General features: G+C 58.2%; 13 protein-coding genes. 9 read left to right on the forward strand and 4 right to left on the reverse strand.

The features are described 5' to 3' along the window. The first annotated feature begins 9 nt into the window (after positions 1-9). Both CI41S_RS14890 and CI41S_RS14895 read left to right on the forward strand, forming a co-directional pair. The gene (locus CI41S_RS14890) at positions 10-6,276 is read left to right on the forward strand and encodes an AAA domain-containing protein (RefSeq protein ID WP_172628052.1); all 6,267 of its coding nucleotides are present in this window, start codon (positions 10-12) and stop codon (positions 6,274-6,276) included. Continuing rightward, the gene (locus CI41S_RS14895) at positions 6,273-7,640 is read left to right on the forward strand and encodes a hypothetical protein (RefSeq protein ID WP_139860027.1); all 1,368 of its coding nucleotides are present in this window, start codon (positions 6,273-6,275) and stop codon (positions 7,638-7,640) included. The genes CI41S_RS14890 and CI41S_RS14895 overlap by 4 nt, the downstream gene beginning before the upstream one ends. A gap of 55 nt (positions 7,641-7,695) precedes the next feature. On the opposite strand, the gene CI41S_RS14900 is transcribed toward CI41S_RS14895, so the two are convergent. The 4 genes from CI41S_RS14900 to CI41S_RS14915 form a co-directional block, all read right to left on the reverse strand. Then, complete coding sequence (locus CI41S_RS14900) at positions 7,696-8,358, reverse strand: nucleotidyl transferase AbiEii/AbiGii toxin family protein (protein ID WP_283813120.1); 663 nt, start codon at positions 8,356-8,358, stop codon at positions 7,696-7,698. After that, positions 8,355-8,615, reverse strand: a complete 261-nt coding sequence (locus CI41S_RS14905) for a hypothetical protein (RefSeq protein WP_139481334.1) — start codon at positions 8,613-8,615, stop codon at positions 8,355-8,357. Before CI41S_RS14905 ends, CI41S_RS14900 begins: the two co-directional genes overlap by 4 nt. A gap of 506 nt (positions 8,616-9,121) precedes the next feature. Continuing rightward, positions 9,122-9,703: a hypothetical protein gene (locus tag CI41S_RS14910; RefSeq protein ID WP_139481335.1), complete on the reverse strand. Its 582-nt coding sequence runs from the start codon at positions 9,701-9,703 to the stop codon at positions 9,122-9,124. Positions 9,704-10,719: 1,016 nt separating this feature from the next. Beyond that, complete coding sequence (locus CI41S_RS14915) at positions 10,720-11,391, reverse strand: dethiobiotin synthase (RefSeq protein ID WP_139860029.1); 672 nt, start codon at positions 11,389-11,391, stop codon at positions 10,720-10,722. Between the two features lie 903 nt (positions 11,392-12,294). On the opposite strand from CI41S_RS14915, the gene CI41S_RS14920 reads away from it, so the two are divergent. The 7 genes from CI41S_RS14920 to CI41S_RS14950 form a co-directional block, all read left to right on the forward strand. After that, on the forward strand, positions 12,295-12,654 hold the full coding sequence (locus CI41S_RS14920) for a Dabb family protein (RefSeq protein WP_139481337.1): 360 nt from the start codon (positions 12,295-12,297) through the stop codon (positions 12,652-12,654). Positions 12,655-12,764: 110 nt separating this feature from the next. Further along, positions 12,765-14,159: an aminodeoxychorismate synthase component I gene (gene pabB, locus CI41S_RS14925; protein WP_139860031.1), complete on the forward strand. Its 1,395-nt coding sequence runs from the start codon at positions 12,765-12,767 to the stop codon at positions 14,157-14,159. Continuing rightward, positions 14,156-14,740, forward strand: coding sequence for an anthranilate synthase component II (locus CI41S_RS14930; protein ID WP_139481339.1), 585 nt, complete (start codon positions 14,156-14,158; stop codon positions 14,738-14,740). Before pabB ends, CI41S_RS14930 begins: the two co-directional genes overlap by 4 nt. Positions 14,741-15,100: 360 nt before the next feature. Further along, positions 15,101-15,358 carry a hypothetical protein gene (locus CI41S_RS43485; RefSeq protein WP_172626736.1) on the forward strand — a complete coding sequence of 86 codons (258 nt, stop codon included), beginning with the start codon at positions 15,101-15,103 and terminating at the stop codon, positions 15,356-15,358. A gap of 507 nt (positions 15,359-15,865) precedes the next feature. Further along, positions 15,866-16,261, forward strand: coding sequence for an IS66-like element accessory protein TnpA (gene tnpA / locus CI41S_RS14940; RefSeq protein WP_139481538.1), 396 nt, complete (start codon positions 15,866-15,868; stop codon positions 16,259-16,261). Beyond that, a complete protein-coding gene (gene tnpB / locus CI41S_RS14945; protein WP_028344503.1) occupies positions 16,258-16,605 on the forward strand; it encodes an IS66 family insertion sequence element accessory protein TnpB in 348 nt (115 codons plus the stop codon). The genes tnpA and tnpB overlap by 4 nt, the downstream gene beginning before the upstream one ends. A gap of 168 nt (positions 16,606-16,773) precedes the next feature. Continuing rightward, positions 16,774-17,087 (forward strand): transposase (locus tag CI41S_RS14950; RefSeq protein WP_139860034.1); only part of this gene is annotated, 314 nt, incomplete at its 3' end.

Genomic DNA, 17,087 nt, shown 5'->3' on the forward strand with positions numbered 1-17,087 from the left:
AATTTAGTGATGATCAGACTTTGCCCGAACTGCACGACCGAACGGCCTGTCACCGAAATCTTCTGTGAAGGCTCCTTGAATGGACAAACCTGCGGCTGGGACCTGTCGGCGGTCGATATAACGGCTCCTGGCGTGACGGCACCAAAGCCTAATCCGCCGCCGACGGCGCCGTCGAAAGGCCCGACCTGCCGAAATGGTCATCAGGGTTCTCCCGGCGACCTGGTTTGCGGCGTTTGCGGCGAGCCGATCATTGAACGCGATGAGCCGCCCTCACCGGCCGAATCTCTTCCGCTGCCAGAGCCTCCGCCAGAGACTGAGACGGTCGTCGATGGTTGGCATCTGCAGGATCGGATCGCCTCGTCCAGCGCGGTTCGCGAGCGTTTCGTCGTAACGCGCGCCTCTGACGGACAACGCGGAATACTCACGCTTTACGCGGCCGGTTCTGAGCCGGACCAAGCGATCTATGATTTGCTCGTAAAGCTTCCTCGAGATCACGTCCCAGAATTCTTCGCAACTGGCCGCTGGCAGGAGCGCGCCTACGAGGTCGCGGAGGAATTCAAGGCCGGCACTTTGGCGGATTTTGCCGTTGATCCTGCCGATCCGGCGTCCATTGCGACGTTGGTTGGCGAGCTCGGCAAGGCCGTTCACGCGCTCACCGAAGCCGGATTGCGGCACAGGGATCTGCGCCCTTCCGTCGTCTTCGTGCGGTCAAAAGAGCCGCTTGACCTTGTCATCGGCGGCTTCGGATCGGCACGGCTGTCCGAATTCGATCTCGATATCGTGTCTCCGCTCGAAACCACCCGTTATATGGCACCCGAGGCGATCGCCGGCGGCGTAGCTCCAGCTTCCGACTGGTGGAGCATGGGCATGATCTTGCTGGAGAAGATCACCCAAGGCGCCTGCTTCCAAGGCATCAATGAGCAGGCCTTTCTGATCCACATTCTCACCAACGGCGTACACCTGCCTGAGAACCTGGATGAACGGATCAACATATTGCTGCGCGGTCTGTTGGCGCGTGACAGGCGACAGCGCTGGCAGTGGAAGGAAGTTCAGGCATGGCTGCGCGGAGATAGCGTATCAGCTCCGGCAGCTGAGGCAGCGGGCGAGAAGGAGGGGAGCAGCTCGATCTCGCTGGGCGGCAAGCAATATCGCTCCGCAAACATGTTCGCCTTGGCGGCGGCGGAAGCTGGGAATTGGGACCAAGCCAAGGCCCTCGTCCTCAGGGGCGCGGTTGCAAGTTGGGCGTCCGAAGCCGGCTTCGAAGCGGCGGTTGCGGCCGCTCTTCGGCAGATCCTGCGGACTGAAGACCTTCAGGAGGATTTGAAGCTCTCCATCTCTCTGAAGGCGCTCAATCCTTCGATGCCGCTGATCGTCAGGGGCAACATCGTCACGCCGGGTTGGCTACTCGATCACCCGAGTGACGGTTACACTCTGATTACGGGACCGGCCCCCGACCTGCTCCGGAAGATCGATCCGGACGATTGGCTTTGGCGTCTGAAGGTCCGCTCGGATGCGGTTCGAAAGCGATTGGCGCAACTGGAAATCGCGGTCGAGGAGGATGCTTTGCGCGTCCACCTCTTGTCGACCTCGATGGCCCGTTTGGCCGCTCTCTGGGAGGAACGGCGAAGGCTCTTCCCCGATAGCGACCATGCCGGCGTCGCCACCCTCACCGAGCGCCGCATCTCGGCGGAAGAAGACCTCATTATCCTGCTCAGCGCGACCTCGAACCAGTTCCGCTCCGCCTCCGAGGTCATCGAAGAAGCAGAAAAGGAAGCGTCCACAGCAGGGCTCGGCAGCTTTTCCGCCGAGAAAGCGATGGAACTGCTTGGCCGGCCGCGTCGCGAGATCTACCAGGCAATTGACGAGCGCATTCAAAACTTCGCCAGATGCGGCATCCAGCAGGTCGACGAATGGGCGGATCAATTTCGCCTCGACAGACGCATGCCGCTTGGGCGCGCGCTCGCCCTTCTCTGCGTGGAACCGGACGCCTGGAGACCGCTTCCAAAGCAAGGCTATGTGTCTACCATCCTCGACTTCTTCGCCAAGCGGATTTCGGGCGGGGTCTTGCGCGGGCCGCTGACGCGGATGCTGATCGGCAAGTCGACCAGGATCGACCTCACCGAGCTCGATACGTCCAGAGTGCCGGCGGCTGAGATTCTCGATCAACTGATTGGTCGCACGAGCCGGACCGTGAACCTCGATCCGGCAGCTTTCGCCGATGATGATGGCCTTGAGCGAAGGTTGCGATCGCTGCATTCCCACGCGCTGCTCTACAAGCGAGACACCGGCATCGATGGCCTGTTCATGGGATTTCCGTTCCTGATCATGCGCGATCATCGGCCGAACGCCAGGCCCCGGATCGCCCCGGTCCTGCTATGGCCGGTCCGCATCAATCCCGAGGTCGGAAACCGCGGTCATGTCACTCTAAGCTATGGACGCGAGAAAAATCCGGACACGGAGATCGAGCACGTTCTCGTTAACCCGGCGCTCGAAGCCATGCTCGGCATCCCCGAGGCGAGACGATGGCAAGAAGCTGCCAACGATCTCCTTACTCATGCCAGCTTGTCCGTCCAGGCGGTGATGGACGCATTCAGCCGATTGGCCGAGCCAGTCGGCAATGAATTGACGGCCCTTCCCGGAAAAGAGGTCGAGGTCGGCGCCCAACAGCGTCAGCTGGTGCCAGCGGCGGTGCTGTTCCATCTGGCCTTCATGGGTCAGGCGCTGATGAAGGATCTCGAGACGCTCCGGGGCTTGCCTCCGACGGCTACGGCACTCGAGGCTGCTCTGCGCCTAAACGAACAGCAAGCGGCGCCTTCGGCTTCCTCGCCGGTGAAAGAGGCCGACCGGTACTTTACTGCCGATAGCGATCCCTCCCAGGAGGCAGCCGTCCTCGAAGCACGTCAGGCCCCGGGACTGGTGATCGAAGGACCTCCCGGAACCGGCAAGAGCCAGACCATCGTCAACATGGTCGCGGACGCGATCGGCACCGGAAAATCGCTTCTCGTGATCTGCCAGAAGCAAGCTGCCCTCGAGGTGGTCCGCAAGCGCTTGGACAAGGAACGCCTAGCTGATCGCTTCATCATGATCACCGACGCCAATCGCGACCGCGAGCCGATCGTCGCCGCAATCCGTTCGCAGGTGCAGGCTTTGCACAACCGGTCTGCTGGAGGACCTCCGGCCTGGAAGCGAGAGCGCGATCGCCTCGCCGCGCGCATCGAGACGCTCGAGACGGAGCTGGACCGCCGCCAGAGCGCGCTCCATTCCGTCAACGATCGGACCGGATTGTCCTATCGAACGCTGCTCGGCGAATTGCTCGAGATCGAAGAAGGCAGGACGAAACCGATCGACGCCCCCGAACTCCGCTCGCTACTGGCTGATTTACATCCAGCGGACGTGGCGACGATCGAGGAGAATTGTGGGCCCCTCGCGAAATTCTGGCTAGCGTCGAAATTCGAAGACAATCCCCTATCCGCCCTCAAGTCGTTCAATCCCGACAGAGGAACTGCCGCCGCCCTCGCCTCGCATCTGCAAGCATTTTTGCAAGCCGACGCGCGGCGGGAGCAGACCGATGCTGAGACGGCGAATTGCCTGAAAATATCGGATGCGGCGGAATTTCGCTCCTGGCTCGCCGAAGCGGATGAGCTCCGCTCGATCAGCGATTCAGTCTGCGCAAATCTCGCGCGATTGCGGCCGCTGTTTCGGAACGTCGAGGATGGAACATCGGAGGCTAGGCGTATTCTCGAGGGCCTATCAGCGATTAAAGAAATCTTCTCATCGCTAGATGGTCCATCCTACAAGCCGAACTTTTGCTCCAAACTCATCGCCTTAGATGAGGAAGAGTTATGCTCCGCCGGCGAACTGGCGGGCCAAGTTCGCTTGCCGGCAAGCGCTCTCCAATGGATCAACCCGTTCCATTGGCTACGAACGCGGCGTGTACGTCAGCTCCTTGCCTCATTGCAGCTCCCGCAAGATAACGATGCCATCAGCTCGTTATATTATGCGGTCGAGCTCGAATTGGGCATTCGCCAGCCGAGGCGCGAACTCGAGCAATATTTCACCATCCTGTTCGGCCGCGCGCCCAATCTGGATCTGTCGCCGGGTAAGCTCGCCGACTTCGCCGAGCGCCTTGGCTCGTTCCTCAACGGTCTGGGCGGCCATAATTCGCTCATCGATCGGTGCCCCAGCCGGCTTGACCTCGATAGAGCGTTGTCCGCCGGCACCGCCGAAGAGCTCGGCATGTTCTTTGAGCGGGCTGATCTTGCGCTCACCAGGCATGACATCCGAGAGGACAGCCGCGCCGCCTTGGAGCGGCTCAACACCTATTTTGACGAACTGTGGCTCGGATCGAGACGCTCGGCGATCGAGAATGGCCGCTCCAATGCGAGCGCCATTGACCAGATCGTGCAAGCTCTGCCGATGCTCAATAACTACCAGGAATATCGACTTCGATCTTTGCGGCTGCACGCCAAGGAGCGCGCCATATTCGCAACGCTCCGGCCCAGGGAGAGCGAGCTTGCGGAAGTGGCTTCCGAAGACCTCGACGCCTGCATCCGCGCCACCATAGGGCGCGAGGCCCGTTTGGCATGGAAGGCCGACATGGAGGGGGCGAATCCTGACGTCTTGTTCGACGCCGAGGAGCTGGATGCGAAGGTCAAATCGCTGGCGGAAGCTGACGCGCAGATCAGGCAATACAACCGGGACCTTCTCGTCCAAGGGATCGATGCAGCAAAGGTGCGTCCGACCGGCGAGTGGGACGCGATCACAAGGCTGCGTGGCCCAAGAGCGCTAAGATTGCGCGAATTCATCGATCGCGCCGCTCCGCTCGGTCTTTTCGCACTCCGGCCGGTCTGGCTCATGACACCAGATGTCGCAAGCCGCGTCCTGCAACCGCGCGCGGGACTGTTCGATACCGTCATCTTTGACGAGGCTTCGCAGATGCCCGTTGAATATGCCCTGCCCGCCCTGTTCCGAAGCAGGCTCGTTGTCGTCAGCGGCGACGAAAAGCAGATGCCGCCGACCTCCTTCTTCGCAAGTCGGGTCGAGAACGACGAAGCGGCGATATTCGACGGCGAGGAACCGGAAGAGGGAGCCAGCGAGGAGGAACGCGAGGCCTTCGCGGAGACGTGGAATCGCAGAGAGATCAAGGATTGTCCGGACCTCCTCCAGCTCGCCCGCTCCGTCCTTAGGACCCGTACTTTGCAGGTGCACTATCGCTCAAAGTATCGAGAGCTGATTTCATTTTCGAATGCATCGTTCTACGCCAACGGTCTTAGCGTCCCGGTTCGCCATCCCGTAGAGACGATCCGCAGGCTCAAGCCGATCGAAGTCGTGCGCTCGGACGGCGTCTACAGGGCCCAGACGAACCAAAAAGAAGCCAGCGATGTCGTGCAATACCTGTCCGAGCTTTGGCAGGATTCATCGCCACCGTCGGCCGGCGTCGTCACGTTCAACCGCAAGCAGGCCGACGCCATAGAAGATGTCTTGGAAGATCGTGCCGAAAACGATGCAGCGTTCCGGGAGGCATTGATGCGCGAGCGCGAACGTATCGAGCATGGCGAGGATATGGGCTTTTTCGTCAAGAATGTGGAGAATGTGCAAGGCGATGAGCGTGACATCATCGTTTTCTCCACGACCTTTGGTCGCAATGAGCACGGCGTCTTCCGCAAGACCTTCGGCGCGCTGGGGCACGCTGGAGGCGAGCGCCGCCTGAACGTCGCGGTGACGCGCGCAAGGGAGAAGGTGGTCATAGCGACATCCATGCCGATATCGGAGATATCTGACTTGCTGACAAGGCGGAGCGGTCCCAGGGTGCCGCGCGACTATCTGCAAGGCTACCTCGAATATGCCAGGACGGTATCTGATGGTCTTTCAGACTCCGGAAAGACGCTTCTGGACCGCATGGTCACCGAACAGCGCCCCCAGAACGAGCCTGGAAATCACGAGGACGATGGATTCACGAGGTCCGTCGAGGCCTTCTTGGCGGCGAATGGCTATGAGCCCAGTCGGGCTCGCGACAGCGGCGCATTCAGCCTTGATTTCGCCGTGACCGACCCCCGGACCGGCCTTTACGCGATCGGCGTGGAATGCGACGCGCCGCGACACCGGTTGCTGGAAAGAGCGCGTGCCCGCGAAATCTGGCGTCCCAACGTGTTGGGAAGAACCGTTCCTTATGTCCACAGGGTTTCGTCCTATGCTTGGACTCACGCTCCAGACGCCGAACGCCAAAGGCTCAAGAAAGCCGTCGAACACGCACTGCGTGAGAGAGGATTGCAATGAGCGGACCCAAAGCCTTCAGGATCGTTACCCGAGCCGAGATCATCGCCATCTGCCGCCGCAACCTGGCGCGGCTTGAGGCCGCGATCGAAAGCTGGACCTCCGCCGGCAGACGCAACGGGACGATTGAGCAGAACGACATCGAAAAAGTCAGAGCGCGGCGCGACGAGCTTCATCGCCTGCTCGAGGCCGACCGTTTCATTGAACTACAGAAGCAGGTTGCCGCCGAGATCACCTTCCTTCAGTCGGACTCCGACCGCCGGATCGAACGGGCTGCCGAATTGGCGGCGCGCTCGAAGCGTGATTTGAGGCGTTCGAAAGTCGCAGCCGAGGCGCTGCTACAGAGGCTGCAAGGTCTGAAGGTCGAGATTCCCCTCGACATTCGAAGCGAGCTCAGTGGCTCGGCGGCATCTTCCGAACGCCTGGAGGCGGCCATGGCAAAGGCGCTCTTGCTGCTTCCTTCCGAGGCGGCACAGGATACCACAACAGTCAGGCAACGGGAGCTTGCTACTCGCTTGGGAGCAGGCGAACGCCGTGGCACTCTGCAGGAATGGATCGCTCGACAGCCTCAGGAGATGGAGGATCCCGCTCTGGGGCGCGTCGATGCTCTTCTCGGCGAGTTGCGCGGGCTCGGGATCGATTCGTCTCCATTCTCGGACCGTGTCGCGCTCTTGGAAGGCGAGCCGCTGGCTCGAAGACCGCTTGTCGCCGATAGCCTTCTGTTAGACCTAACCGCGGCTGTGAAGGATGGCCGCGCCAGTGCGCGGCTAGCCGACGAGCTTCGGGCGCGACGCGCCGAGCTTTCTGTGATGAAATCAGCCGAGGTAGCCTTGTTGCTGACTGAGATCGAGGAGACCTTCGCCTCGCCGACGCTCAGCAACGGGCAAGACCTCGTCAAGCGCGCCGACTTTCTCATCGAGGAAGAATTCAAGGCGATGGCCGCAGCGGAGCGCAGGCGCGCGGTGCTCGAAGGTCTTGCCAGCCTGGGATATGAGGTATCGGAGGGAATGGCGACCGCCTGGGTCGAGAACGGGGAGATCGTCCTGCGCAAGGCGGCCAATCCTGGCTACGGGATAGAACTGTTGGGCGGATCGAGATCGGATCTCCTCCAGGTGCGCGCCGTGGGGATCGGCAGTTCGGCCGAAGCTCGCGATACGAATCGTGACCGCGACATGGAAACAATCTGGTGCGGCGAGTTCGATCGCCTGAAGGCGTTGGTCGCTAAAGCAGGTGGGAACGTTGCGATGGAATTCGCAAGGCCCGTCGGTCAATTTCCTCTGAAGATTGTGTCAGATCCGGGTGCAAGCCATGAGGCGGCGGTCGCCGAAAGATCCTATCTGTCACTACCACTGAACCGGCCGAACTAGCAATTTGTAAGAAAGCCAGCTGCATTCTAACGGAGATCCGCAATGTCCGCGAAGATTACACTGCCCGAAGAATATCCTTTGCTCGGTCGAGAGCTGTTGCGGCAACTCCTTTATAGCCTTCCCTTATGATAAGACTATCTATTGCCCCGCGCACAAATTCAGGATTTAGCCTATCGATCTGAGCGACAGTCTCCATCACGTTCTGTCGATATGGGTTCAGCTCGCGGATCAGTTCAACGGAATGATCGACGCTTGCTGCAGCGATATCAAAGATATCTCGGGGTTTGATACTCTTCCCACGATAGATGATCTTTTTGGCGATGATTTCCGGGATCGTTTCTAGCAGGACGTTCATACCTTCAATTTTTCTCTCAATCGTTGGTTTGGCGGTCTTGTGACCGGCAACGATGAAATCGATCTCGCCAACAGCTTCGAACGCCAACTTGAGAAAGCGATTCCCGTCACCTTGGTATTCGCTTGGGCGTATCTCGAAGTTGAAGTCCTGTTTCTGCGGATCCAAAAACGGCAGCAATTGCGGATCGCAAAGGAAGATGTCGACGTCGTGGCTTTCGCGATGTGCAATTTGCAGCATCATCGCGGTGCCTCCACCGAAGGTCCAATGGTCTATGACTGTTCCTTGAGAGTTAACCTGACGAATTAGGTCGCGCGCTATCCGAAATAGCTGCGCCCAATCCGAGCTAGTCTTCTCGGTTATCACGCTGCAATCGGGTAATGTTCACCCGAATAGCTGGAAAACGCTTTTGCGGAAGCAACGAGCTCCGCATCGCTGATGCCGAACTGATGAGCGAACTCTTTCTGCAAAGATGGCTCAACTTCGCCGAAGAATGCGGACATGTGTCCCGGCACAGTCTTAGCGGCAGCTGGATTCTTAAGACAAGAAATGAGTGCCTGCGCGTCCAGCTGTTTGCTGTGAGGCGCGTTGATAGCGCACAAAACTAGCGTGGCGATCGTCATTTGCGTTCCTTGTATCCCGAGAGTGAGCGACGGAATTCCACTGAAGGTGGTGGAATGTCCAGCAATGTCAACCCAACGAAGACCCGGTCACTCAAATACGGTATTATAATACTAGCGCGAAAGCCCCACCCCCTACGCCAGATCGAACCCTCGAACTCATCATCAGGCTGACCAAAGCCGTAGAAGGGGTCTTATCGATAGGCATGGACATCCGATGGACGGCTGACGAGATTGCCAAGATGCCTCCTGATGGATTCAACTTGTAGACGGGAACCGTTCCCGAGGGGTTCAAGGACTTCATCGAGTTCGTGCTTCCCGAACTGCGCCGAAGGTCAAATTCAGGAACCCAAACTGCGGTCAAACACAAGAAACAACTCGGTCTGAAGCGGCCACAGACGCGAGAACGAACGCGCCTTCGACAGCTCTCACATGCCATTCGGCTCACTTTGGGCTGCGCGCAAATTCGGATCCAATTTATCTACCTTCGCCACGCCAGTCGCAACGAACTACTTCAACCACACACCGATAATTGTACCGAGGGAGCCGAAAGCCCATTTTTCCTGGTCGGCATTGTATCTCTTCGAGAGGATGATGATCAGGCTAACTACAAGAACGGTGATGCTTATGACAGGCTTCATTAATTGCTGCGCAAACTCGTACCAAGGCCTAAACTCGTCAAGGACAGATTTTGCATTCTGATTTTGGTTCGACAGACCTTTCAAGCGGGCGAGCGTCTCATCTAGTTCTGCCCGTACCTTTGCATCCTCCACTTTCACAACCTGTTGGACGTTCTGGGTGGTCGTTTTGACGACAGGGGTGCAAACGGGCGGAAGCTTGATACCGCCGAAATTAATGTTGGGTGACCTGCATTCCGTTGTCACGGTCTGAGTCGGAACGGCCACAGTTTTGGTTTGCTCGACCATCAGGTTCTTCTGCAGCTCGTGCAATCGCGTTTCGTAGTCTGTCCGTATCTGAGCGATTTTTTCGCTGTCCGCCTGAAGCTGGTTCAAAGCTTGAGTATAGAAGTAGGATAGCCCGCCGATGATCAGGACGAACAGAAGGGTTCCCCAAAAGAGTGCTTTTGCCATGGGTGTGCTCCTCCAATGAAAAGTCAAGTCAGCTAAAGCCAGCGCAACAAAAAAGGCGCACCTGAAAATCACATCTCATGGCATTGTCGTTGGTGGCTCCGACAAACCGCATCGGCGTTTGGCCTATCGCATCGGTTCACTGTGCTGCATTTGGTCAGTATCGGAGCATCAGCGACATCGAGCACGCTACGAGGAAGAGTTGTTCGCAGACCGAACGACCAGCATCTGTCCGGAATAAAATGGCAGTTCGCTTCGCTAATGCCACCGATCAACGGCTTGGCAAACTGGGCCTTCAGCGGGCAAATATATCCGGGCCGTGAGTTCGCTCGGTTTGACCGCTGCTCAAGCGCTGCGGACTTCGGGTGGCACCTCATTGACACTTACCTCGTGGCAGTTGACCCACCGTTAGGAAAATCGCGGATCTCTGGGACGCGCAACCCGCATCCGGCAAGCACACAACCAGCAAACAGTGCGATCAAATTGACTGCCGGCCTCAACATGCCAAATCCCCAAGCTTAAAAATTTATAGTGTGCAGGTCTCTAGAGGGAAGGAGGGCCACTCCGATAAACCTGACCGAAAATTGGTTGTTATCGAATGCCTTTCGACCTAAGCGCGCAACTAGCAAAAGTTGGGTCGTTGGATTTTATGAACTGACTGCTGCGCTTCCGGCACAGCATTGCACGTTTCGGACAAAGCGGCCCGTTGAAATAATCGGCGCGCAATTCGTATCCGTCTCGCGCATTCATTGACGGGCACGACGCGCCCTGGCGCCAGAAACCGCATCACGGGTCCTGCTGCAGTCGTTTCTCAGGCACGGATTGGACAAAAGTCCGGAAGATCGTCGAAATCCTTCGCGGTCTTCAACCGAAAGCCGACCCGAGCTAACCGTCAGCGTGACATCGGACGTTCGGCTCGAGACCTATGACTGATGCATCAGGTCACGTGCCCCCAGCGAGATGTGTTCGATGTGTCTCGACTTCGAACCTTCCCACCCCTACCGGCTTACTCTATAGCGTCATGACTTGAAATCATCCGGCCAGAAGGATGCCTTGAACGCCGCTTGCAGCGTATCTGCCGACAAAGGCGCAATCCACGGCAGCCGCCCTAACCACCGCACCCGTCCAAGCTCGCAAATCGCGCTCACCGCATCTGAATTCTTTTCGCCAACGAAAGCGATTCCAAGAATGTCGATCTGGCGTCTGCGGAGCGCCTCTATAGACAGCAGTGAACAATTAATTGTGCCTAAAGTTGTGCTGGTGCACAGTACCACAGGAAGCCGCCATCTCTCCAAAAGATCAATGTAAAGCGAGCCGCAACTCAGCGGCTCCATGAGCCCGCCGGTCCCCTCGATCACAAGTGGCTGTCCTTCAGTGTCCGGCAGCTCCAGGGACTCCGCTTTGATGCGGACCTCGTCAATTTCCGCGGAACAGTGCGGCCAAGCGGCGGCCGTCTGCAGTCGGTACGCCTCAGGCACGATGCGATCCGGCGAAAGACTTGCAAACCGAGCGACACGATCAGTGTCCGTTTCTTTTTCGAGGCCAATTTGAATTGGCTTCCAAAACTTCGCGCCCAGAAGATTGACGAGCCCTGCGCAGAACACCGTCTTTCCAACGCCGACGCCTGTACCCGCGACCACTATCCGCTGCTGGCTCGCCGAGCTTGACCTCTTGTCCGGCGTTGTAGGCATCTATTCTCCATTGTGCAGCGACCTCACAAAGCGGACGCCGGTCGACAGGACCACTTACTCTTCGCAAGACGTTGACCGTATGGTGCCCTCACCTCCCGGTTCGAGCAAACGGCTGCTCAGCGACCCTGCTGCGTGCATCGCCCTTCAACGCTAACAGCAGCACTTTATGCGAGATACCCGTCGCGATAAGTGTCAGCTGCCCCCTATGAACTTCCGAACACCGGCTGTTACGTTGAACCATCGACGGCTGCTGCGCGCGCCATTGCGGCCTCCCAGAGTTGCGTTTGATGCGTTGTGGCAGGTTAAGATTGTTGTCGGCGCGCAAATACCGTCCGAATCGGACGGAAGCGTTCACGCGCCGCAGGATGTAGCCTAATAGACGCAGAACGGTACGCTTCGAGCGAAGCTGTGCGATTGGTGCCTGCGGTCAATCGAATGAGCGAGGATACGTCGGAAAACAGCGATCGAAGCATATTAGCGACGATGAGAGTGATTTTTGCGCTTTCGACGTTGTTCCGCCGAAGCGCGAGCGGGCTCGGCCGATGTCGTCGATCAGGATGATCCTGCCAAACAACACGTCGAGGCCTCGCTGGCGGCTTCGTACGCACCGAGGGCCTCTTTTTGAACGGCACGGGTCCCGGCAATATTCAAAATTTGAAGTCGCCAGCAGCGCCTTTACAAGGCCTGATAGCGCGCCCGTCGATCACGCATCACTTAGTAGCCTTATTCAGAGGCATTGGCCACGGCAACTGTCGGATTCCGCTCAAGGAGGGTCTGCTGCACAGTCGCGGGATCGTACAGCGCCAAAGACCGCTCCGTCTATTGATGCCCTGTTCGGCATTGCCTTAGGCTAAATCCCGATATAACAAGTGGCCAAGTTACGGCGTTACGTTTACGGCCACCATGATCCGTCACATCGTCTTTTTCACAGCCAAGGAAAAAACCGATATCGATCAAATCCTCGAAGGCCTATCGGTTCTCACCTCAATCCCATATGCGCGCCGGCTCGAGATTGCCCGCAACCGCAAGGGCGACCAGCTCGGCAATGATATAGATGTCGTAGTCTATGGTGAATTCGACAGCGAAACCGATCTCGCCGCGTACAAAACGCACGCTTTGTATCGAGAAGCGATCCGAAGCGTCCGGCCACTCCGGGAGTTGCGCTTTGCCGCTGACTATGAGCTGTCGAAAGACGTGCATTTCGCTCGAACGGCAGGGCTAGAGCAAGTCGCTCGGCGTAGTGGAACAGCCGGCCGTGAATAGCATCGTGATCAGCCGCAAGTCTCATACGTGTTGGACGGAAATAGCTCTCCTTCGCAAAGGCATCACGCGGCGCAGGCCTCACAACCTACCGGTTGCCGTAGCAGATAGCCATGCACGTCCGCGAGTTGCAGTGGATTGAGCCCGTCAAGGCGCTGCGATGTCTTGCGCAGCGGCGGCAACTTACCTTTCTCGACAGCGCCGCAAGGCATGAGCTGCTTGGCCGTTACTCATATCTGGCCTGCGAGCCGTTCAGCACCTACGTAGTCGCGGATGGACAGGCAAGTTGGAACGGAGAAGCAATTACAGGGGATCCATGGGAGGTCCTCCGTGACCTTCTTGCCAGATACAAGGAAGTGCATCGCCCCGATCTCCCCCCATTCCAGGGCGGCGCAGCCGGCTTCCTTGCCTACGATTTAAACCGAACACTGGAGCGGCTGCCGGCACCGTCAATTACGGGTCTGGGGTTGCCGCAATCAATGTTGCACTTTTACGACGTGGTGGTCAGCTTCGATCACCGGGACCAGAAGTGCTGGATCGTTTCGACCGGCTGGCCGGAGCAGGACCCCACTCGACGAGCCGAGCGCGCGCGTCGTCGCGCCGACGAGCTTGCAGCGCTGCTTGCTAGGCCAAAGCCGTCGCGGATCATAATACCCAGCACCGCAGGGCGATGGCATTCGAATTTTAGCCGTGAAAGCTTCATGGCCGCAGTCCAGCGCATCGTCGATTTGATCCTGGCTGGGGATATATTCCAGGCGAACATCGCGCAGCGCTTCAGCGCGAAAGTGTCACCCTTATTCGATCCTCTCACGTTTTATTGCCAGCTTCGGTCTTTGAACCCGGCCCCGTTTGCGGCTCTCCTGCACTATGACACGCTGACGATCGCATCGAGCTCTCCTGAGCGATTTCTGCGGCTTGAGGGCCGGCAGGTCGAAACACGGCCGATCAAAGGCACAATCGCGCGCTCCGCCGATGCCGCGGAAGATGGGCTCCGCGCGGAGCTCCTCTTGGCCTCCGAAAAGGATCGCGCGGAGAATATTATGATCGTCGACCTGCTGCGCAACGATCTCTCACGCGTTTGTACAGACAATTCGGTCGAAGTCTCAGCTCTCTGCAAGCTCGAAACCTATGCCTCAGTGCACCACCTTGTATCGGCGGTGAGAGGCGCGCTTGCTCCAGACCAGCACGCTGTCAGTCTACTTCGGGCCTGCTTTCCCGGCGGCTCCGTCACTGGCGCTCCAAAGGTACGAGCAATGGAGATCATTGCAGACATCGAGAAATTGGCGCGAGAGGTCTATTGCGGGGCGATCGGCTTCATCGGATTCAACGGACACATGGACACGAACATTGCGATCCGCACCGTCGTGATCTATGACGGCCTGGCTGTGTTTCATGCAGGCGGCGGAATAACGGCGATGTCGAATCCGGAAGCAGAATATGAGGAGACACTTGCCAAAGCAAAACGACTGTTCGAGGCCTTTGGCGCCGATCCATCTGGTGCGTTTTGATTTTCATCGTCGACAATTACGATTCCTTCGTGTCCAACATTGCGCGCTATTTCCGCAAGCTTGGTGCACAGACGCAAGTGGTCCGAAATGACGCGATCAGTGTCACTGATCTTGCTGCGCTCAAGCCACGCGCAATCGTCATATCTCCAGGTCCCTGCACTCCCATGCAGGCGGGTATATCCACCGCAGTTATCCGCGAACTTTCTGATCGTGTCCCAATCCTCGGCATCTGTCTCGGTCACCAGTGTATTGGGAGCGTTTTCGGGGGACGCGTCGTGCGTGCACATCGTCCCATGCACGGCCAAGCCTCACCCATAACGCACAGCGGTCGTGGATTGTTCGAGGAACTCCCGTCTCCACTTTGTGTTGGGCGGTACCATTCTTTAGCGGTCGAACTCGATCTATCAGAAGCACCGGAGCTCATGGTGACAGCCCGCTCAGATGAAGGTGAGATTATGGCCTTGTCACATCGGCATCACCCAACCCACGGCGTGCAATTTCACCCGGAGTCAGTGCTTACTCAAGAAGGGCTCGTGTTGCTTATGAATTTCTTGCGATTGGCGACTAGTTTCGAAGCGTAAGATGGCAGACTTCGTCGAATGGCGAGCTGCGTATTCGTGAATCGTTCGGCAGAGATTCGATAACAAGGAACGAGAAGGCGGAAATAGCTCAGTTGGTACGATACGTACGCAACTTTCTCTTTTGATGCAGCCTCAATTGAATTACTTGAAGCCGCGCCGACCTCTTCGGGTGACCTCCACCCGACGACTCGGGATCATCTTCTGGCTTCTTAGCGAACACGTTTGTTCGAGATCCGCCAAGAGTTGGCGGTGCCGAGGCGGTACTTCCAGTACCGCTGCCCTAACGGGCACTTCCTCCCTTGACTTGGCCGCCGGTCCGATGGGATCGGCGGTTCCCTTCCTTGCCCGATCAACGCTCTCATGATTGAGGAATCACAGAACAATTTGCAGCTCGACGACTGCGATGCGGGAGGGCAAATGTCATCGGGGTTGAAGAGCATGCAACATAGAGGCGTGCAATTCAGTATGCGAGAAGAGGTACCGGGCGAGTGGCGCTACAGTTTTGAGGTCGATGGCAAGGCGATCAGTGGCAAGACCCGAACGAGGTTGCAACTTCTTGCGGTCCGTCGGATCAAGGATCGGATTAATCGTGAACTGAATCGCAGCCATGGAACATGAGAGTTGATATAAGGGGGTGGTCTCCTCTCATGGCGCCATTGACGAGATACGGCGCCAATAGCTACGGGGCACCGTGGTGTTCGAATCCCACCCCTCCCGCAAAAACTCATTGAAATCATTGATTAAATTTTTAATATACGGGATTGTGCGCACAAACTGCTGCACAATGAAAACGACCCCGGCGCATCACCGCCGAGGCCGCCATTCTACACTCCCGGCGGGGCTATTGGGGGTAGCCGGGAGCACGTAGATTATCTCCGACAAAGCCACTCGTTCCTAAGTCTCTCGGTCCATAGGGCGGCGTCTTTTCTTTGGCGCAGTCGTTTAGACCGGGTGTTATTCGAGCGGGAGCGAAAGCGCCGGCAGCGACTTATTGCCATGCCCGCAACCTGTTCGTCCATTGAGCGGCAGAATCGGAGTGTACGCATCCGACGGGCGCCGTCTTGCGTGACGCGAGGTAATTCGCGAAGCGTGTAGCCTTAAGTCTAGCTTTAAGGTCATCAGGCGATGCGAGTCGAGGTTTTGGGCGGGCTGGAGCGGCGGCGGCGCTGGTCGCAGGACGACAAGGTGCGGATTGTCGAGGAGACGTTGGTGCCGGGCGCGAAGGTGACTGAGGTTGCGCGCCGCAACGGAGTCGCGGCCAGCCTGGTGTTTACCTGGCGTCGACAAGCACGGACATCAGAGCAGGTCGTACCATCTTTTGCGCCGGTGCAGATCGTCGCTACGGAGGTGGAGGAAACTGCGAAGCTTTTGCCTGCGGGTGACGGTCGGGTGCGCTCCGTAGCGTCCGCGCGTACTGGATTGATCGAGATTGATCTTGGCAACCGGCGACGCATCCGGGTGGATGCGCACGTCGACCCGGAGGCACTGGCGCGGGTCCTCGAGGTGCTTGAGCGCCGATGATCGCCATACCGGGTAATGTGCGGGTGTGGCTTGCGACCGGCCATACCGATATGCGCCGAGGCTTCCCGAGCCTTGCGCGTCTGGTTCAGGAGAGCTTGAAGCGGGATCCACACGCTGGTGATCTTTACGTTTTTAGGGGCCGCCGCGGCGACCTGATCAAGATCATTTGGCATGATGGCCAGGGCGCATGTCTGTTCACGAAGCGGTTGGAGCGCGGCCGCTTTTTGTGGCCATCGCTGGCGGACGGCGTTGTGACGATCAGCGTTGCGCAACTATCCTATCTCCTGTCCGGAATTGACTGGCGAATGCCGCAGGCAACCTGGCGTCCGCAGGCTTCCGGTTAAGCTGTGGCTTATTGACTCACGAGGGAGATCGGTCGCGAATTTTAGCGGCGAATATGATTGATTTGCCCTCGTGACAACGCCTTCCGATCCGCTTCCCGCCGACCTTGCGTAAGCCTCCGAGGGGAGCCGCCTTGCGGCGGGCTGGCCTGATGGTTGAGAACTGTACGTATGGACAGCCATACGATCAGTACGCTGAATCGACTTGAAGTGGTCGATACAGGCCGACGGCGGCGTTGGTCTGAGGAGGAGAAGGCGCGGATTGTTTTGGAGAGCCTATCCGAGCCTCGCCTGGTAGCGGCGACAGCGCGGCGGTACGGCTTGTCGCGTTCTCTATTGGTGACTTGGCGAAGAGCCTTCGCGGCGAACCGGACCAAATCCGAGACTGGTTTTGTCAGGGCAGTTGTGGCCGAGGGTGGGCCCGTGGCGTCGGTAGCAGCCTCATCGGAGAGCGCGACAATGCATTCGACAGAGCGTCGGATTGA

This window comes from Bradyrhizobium ivorense, assembly GCF_900696085.1.
Classification (GTDB): Bacteria; Pseudomonadota; Alphaproteobacteria; order Rhizobiales; family Xanthobacteraceae; genus Bradyrhizobium; species Bradyrhizobium ivorense.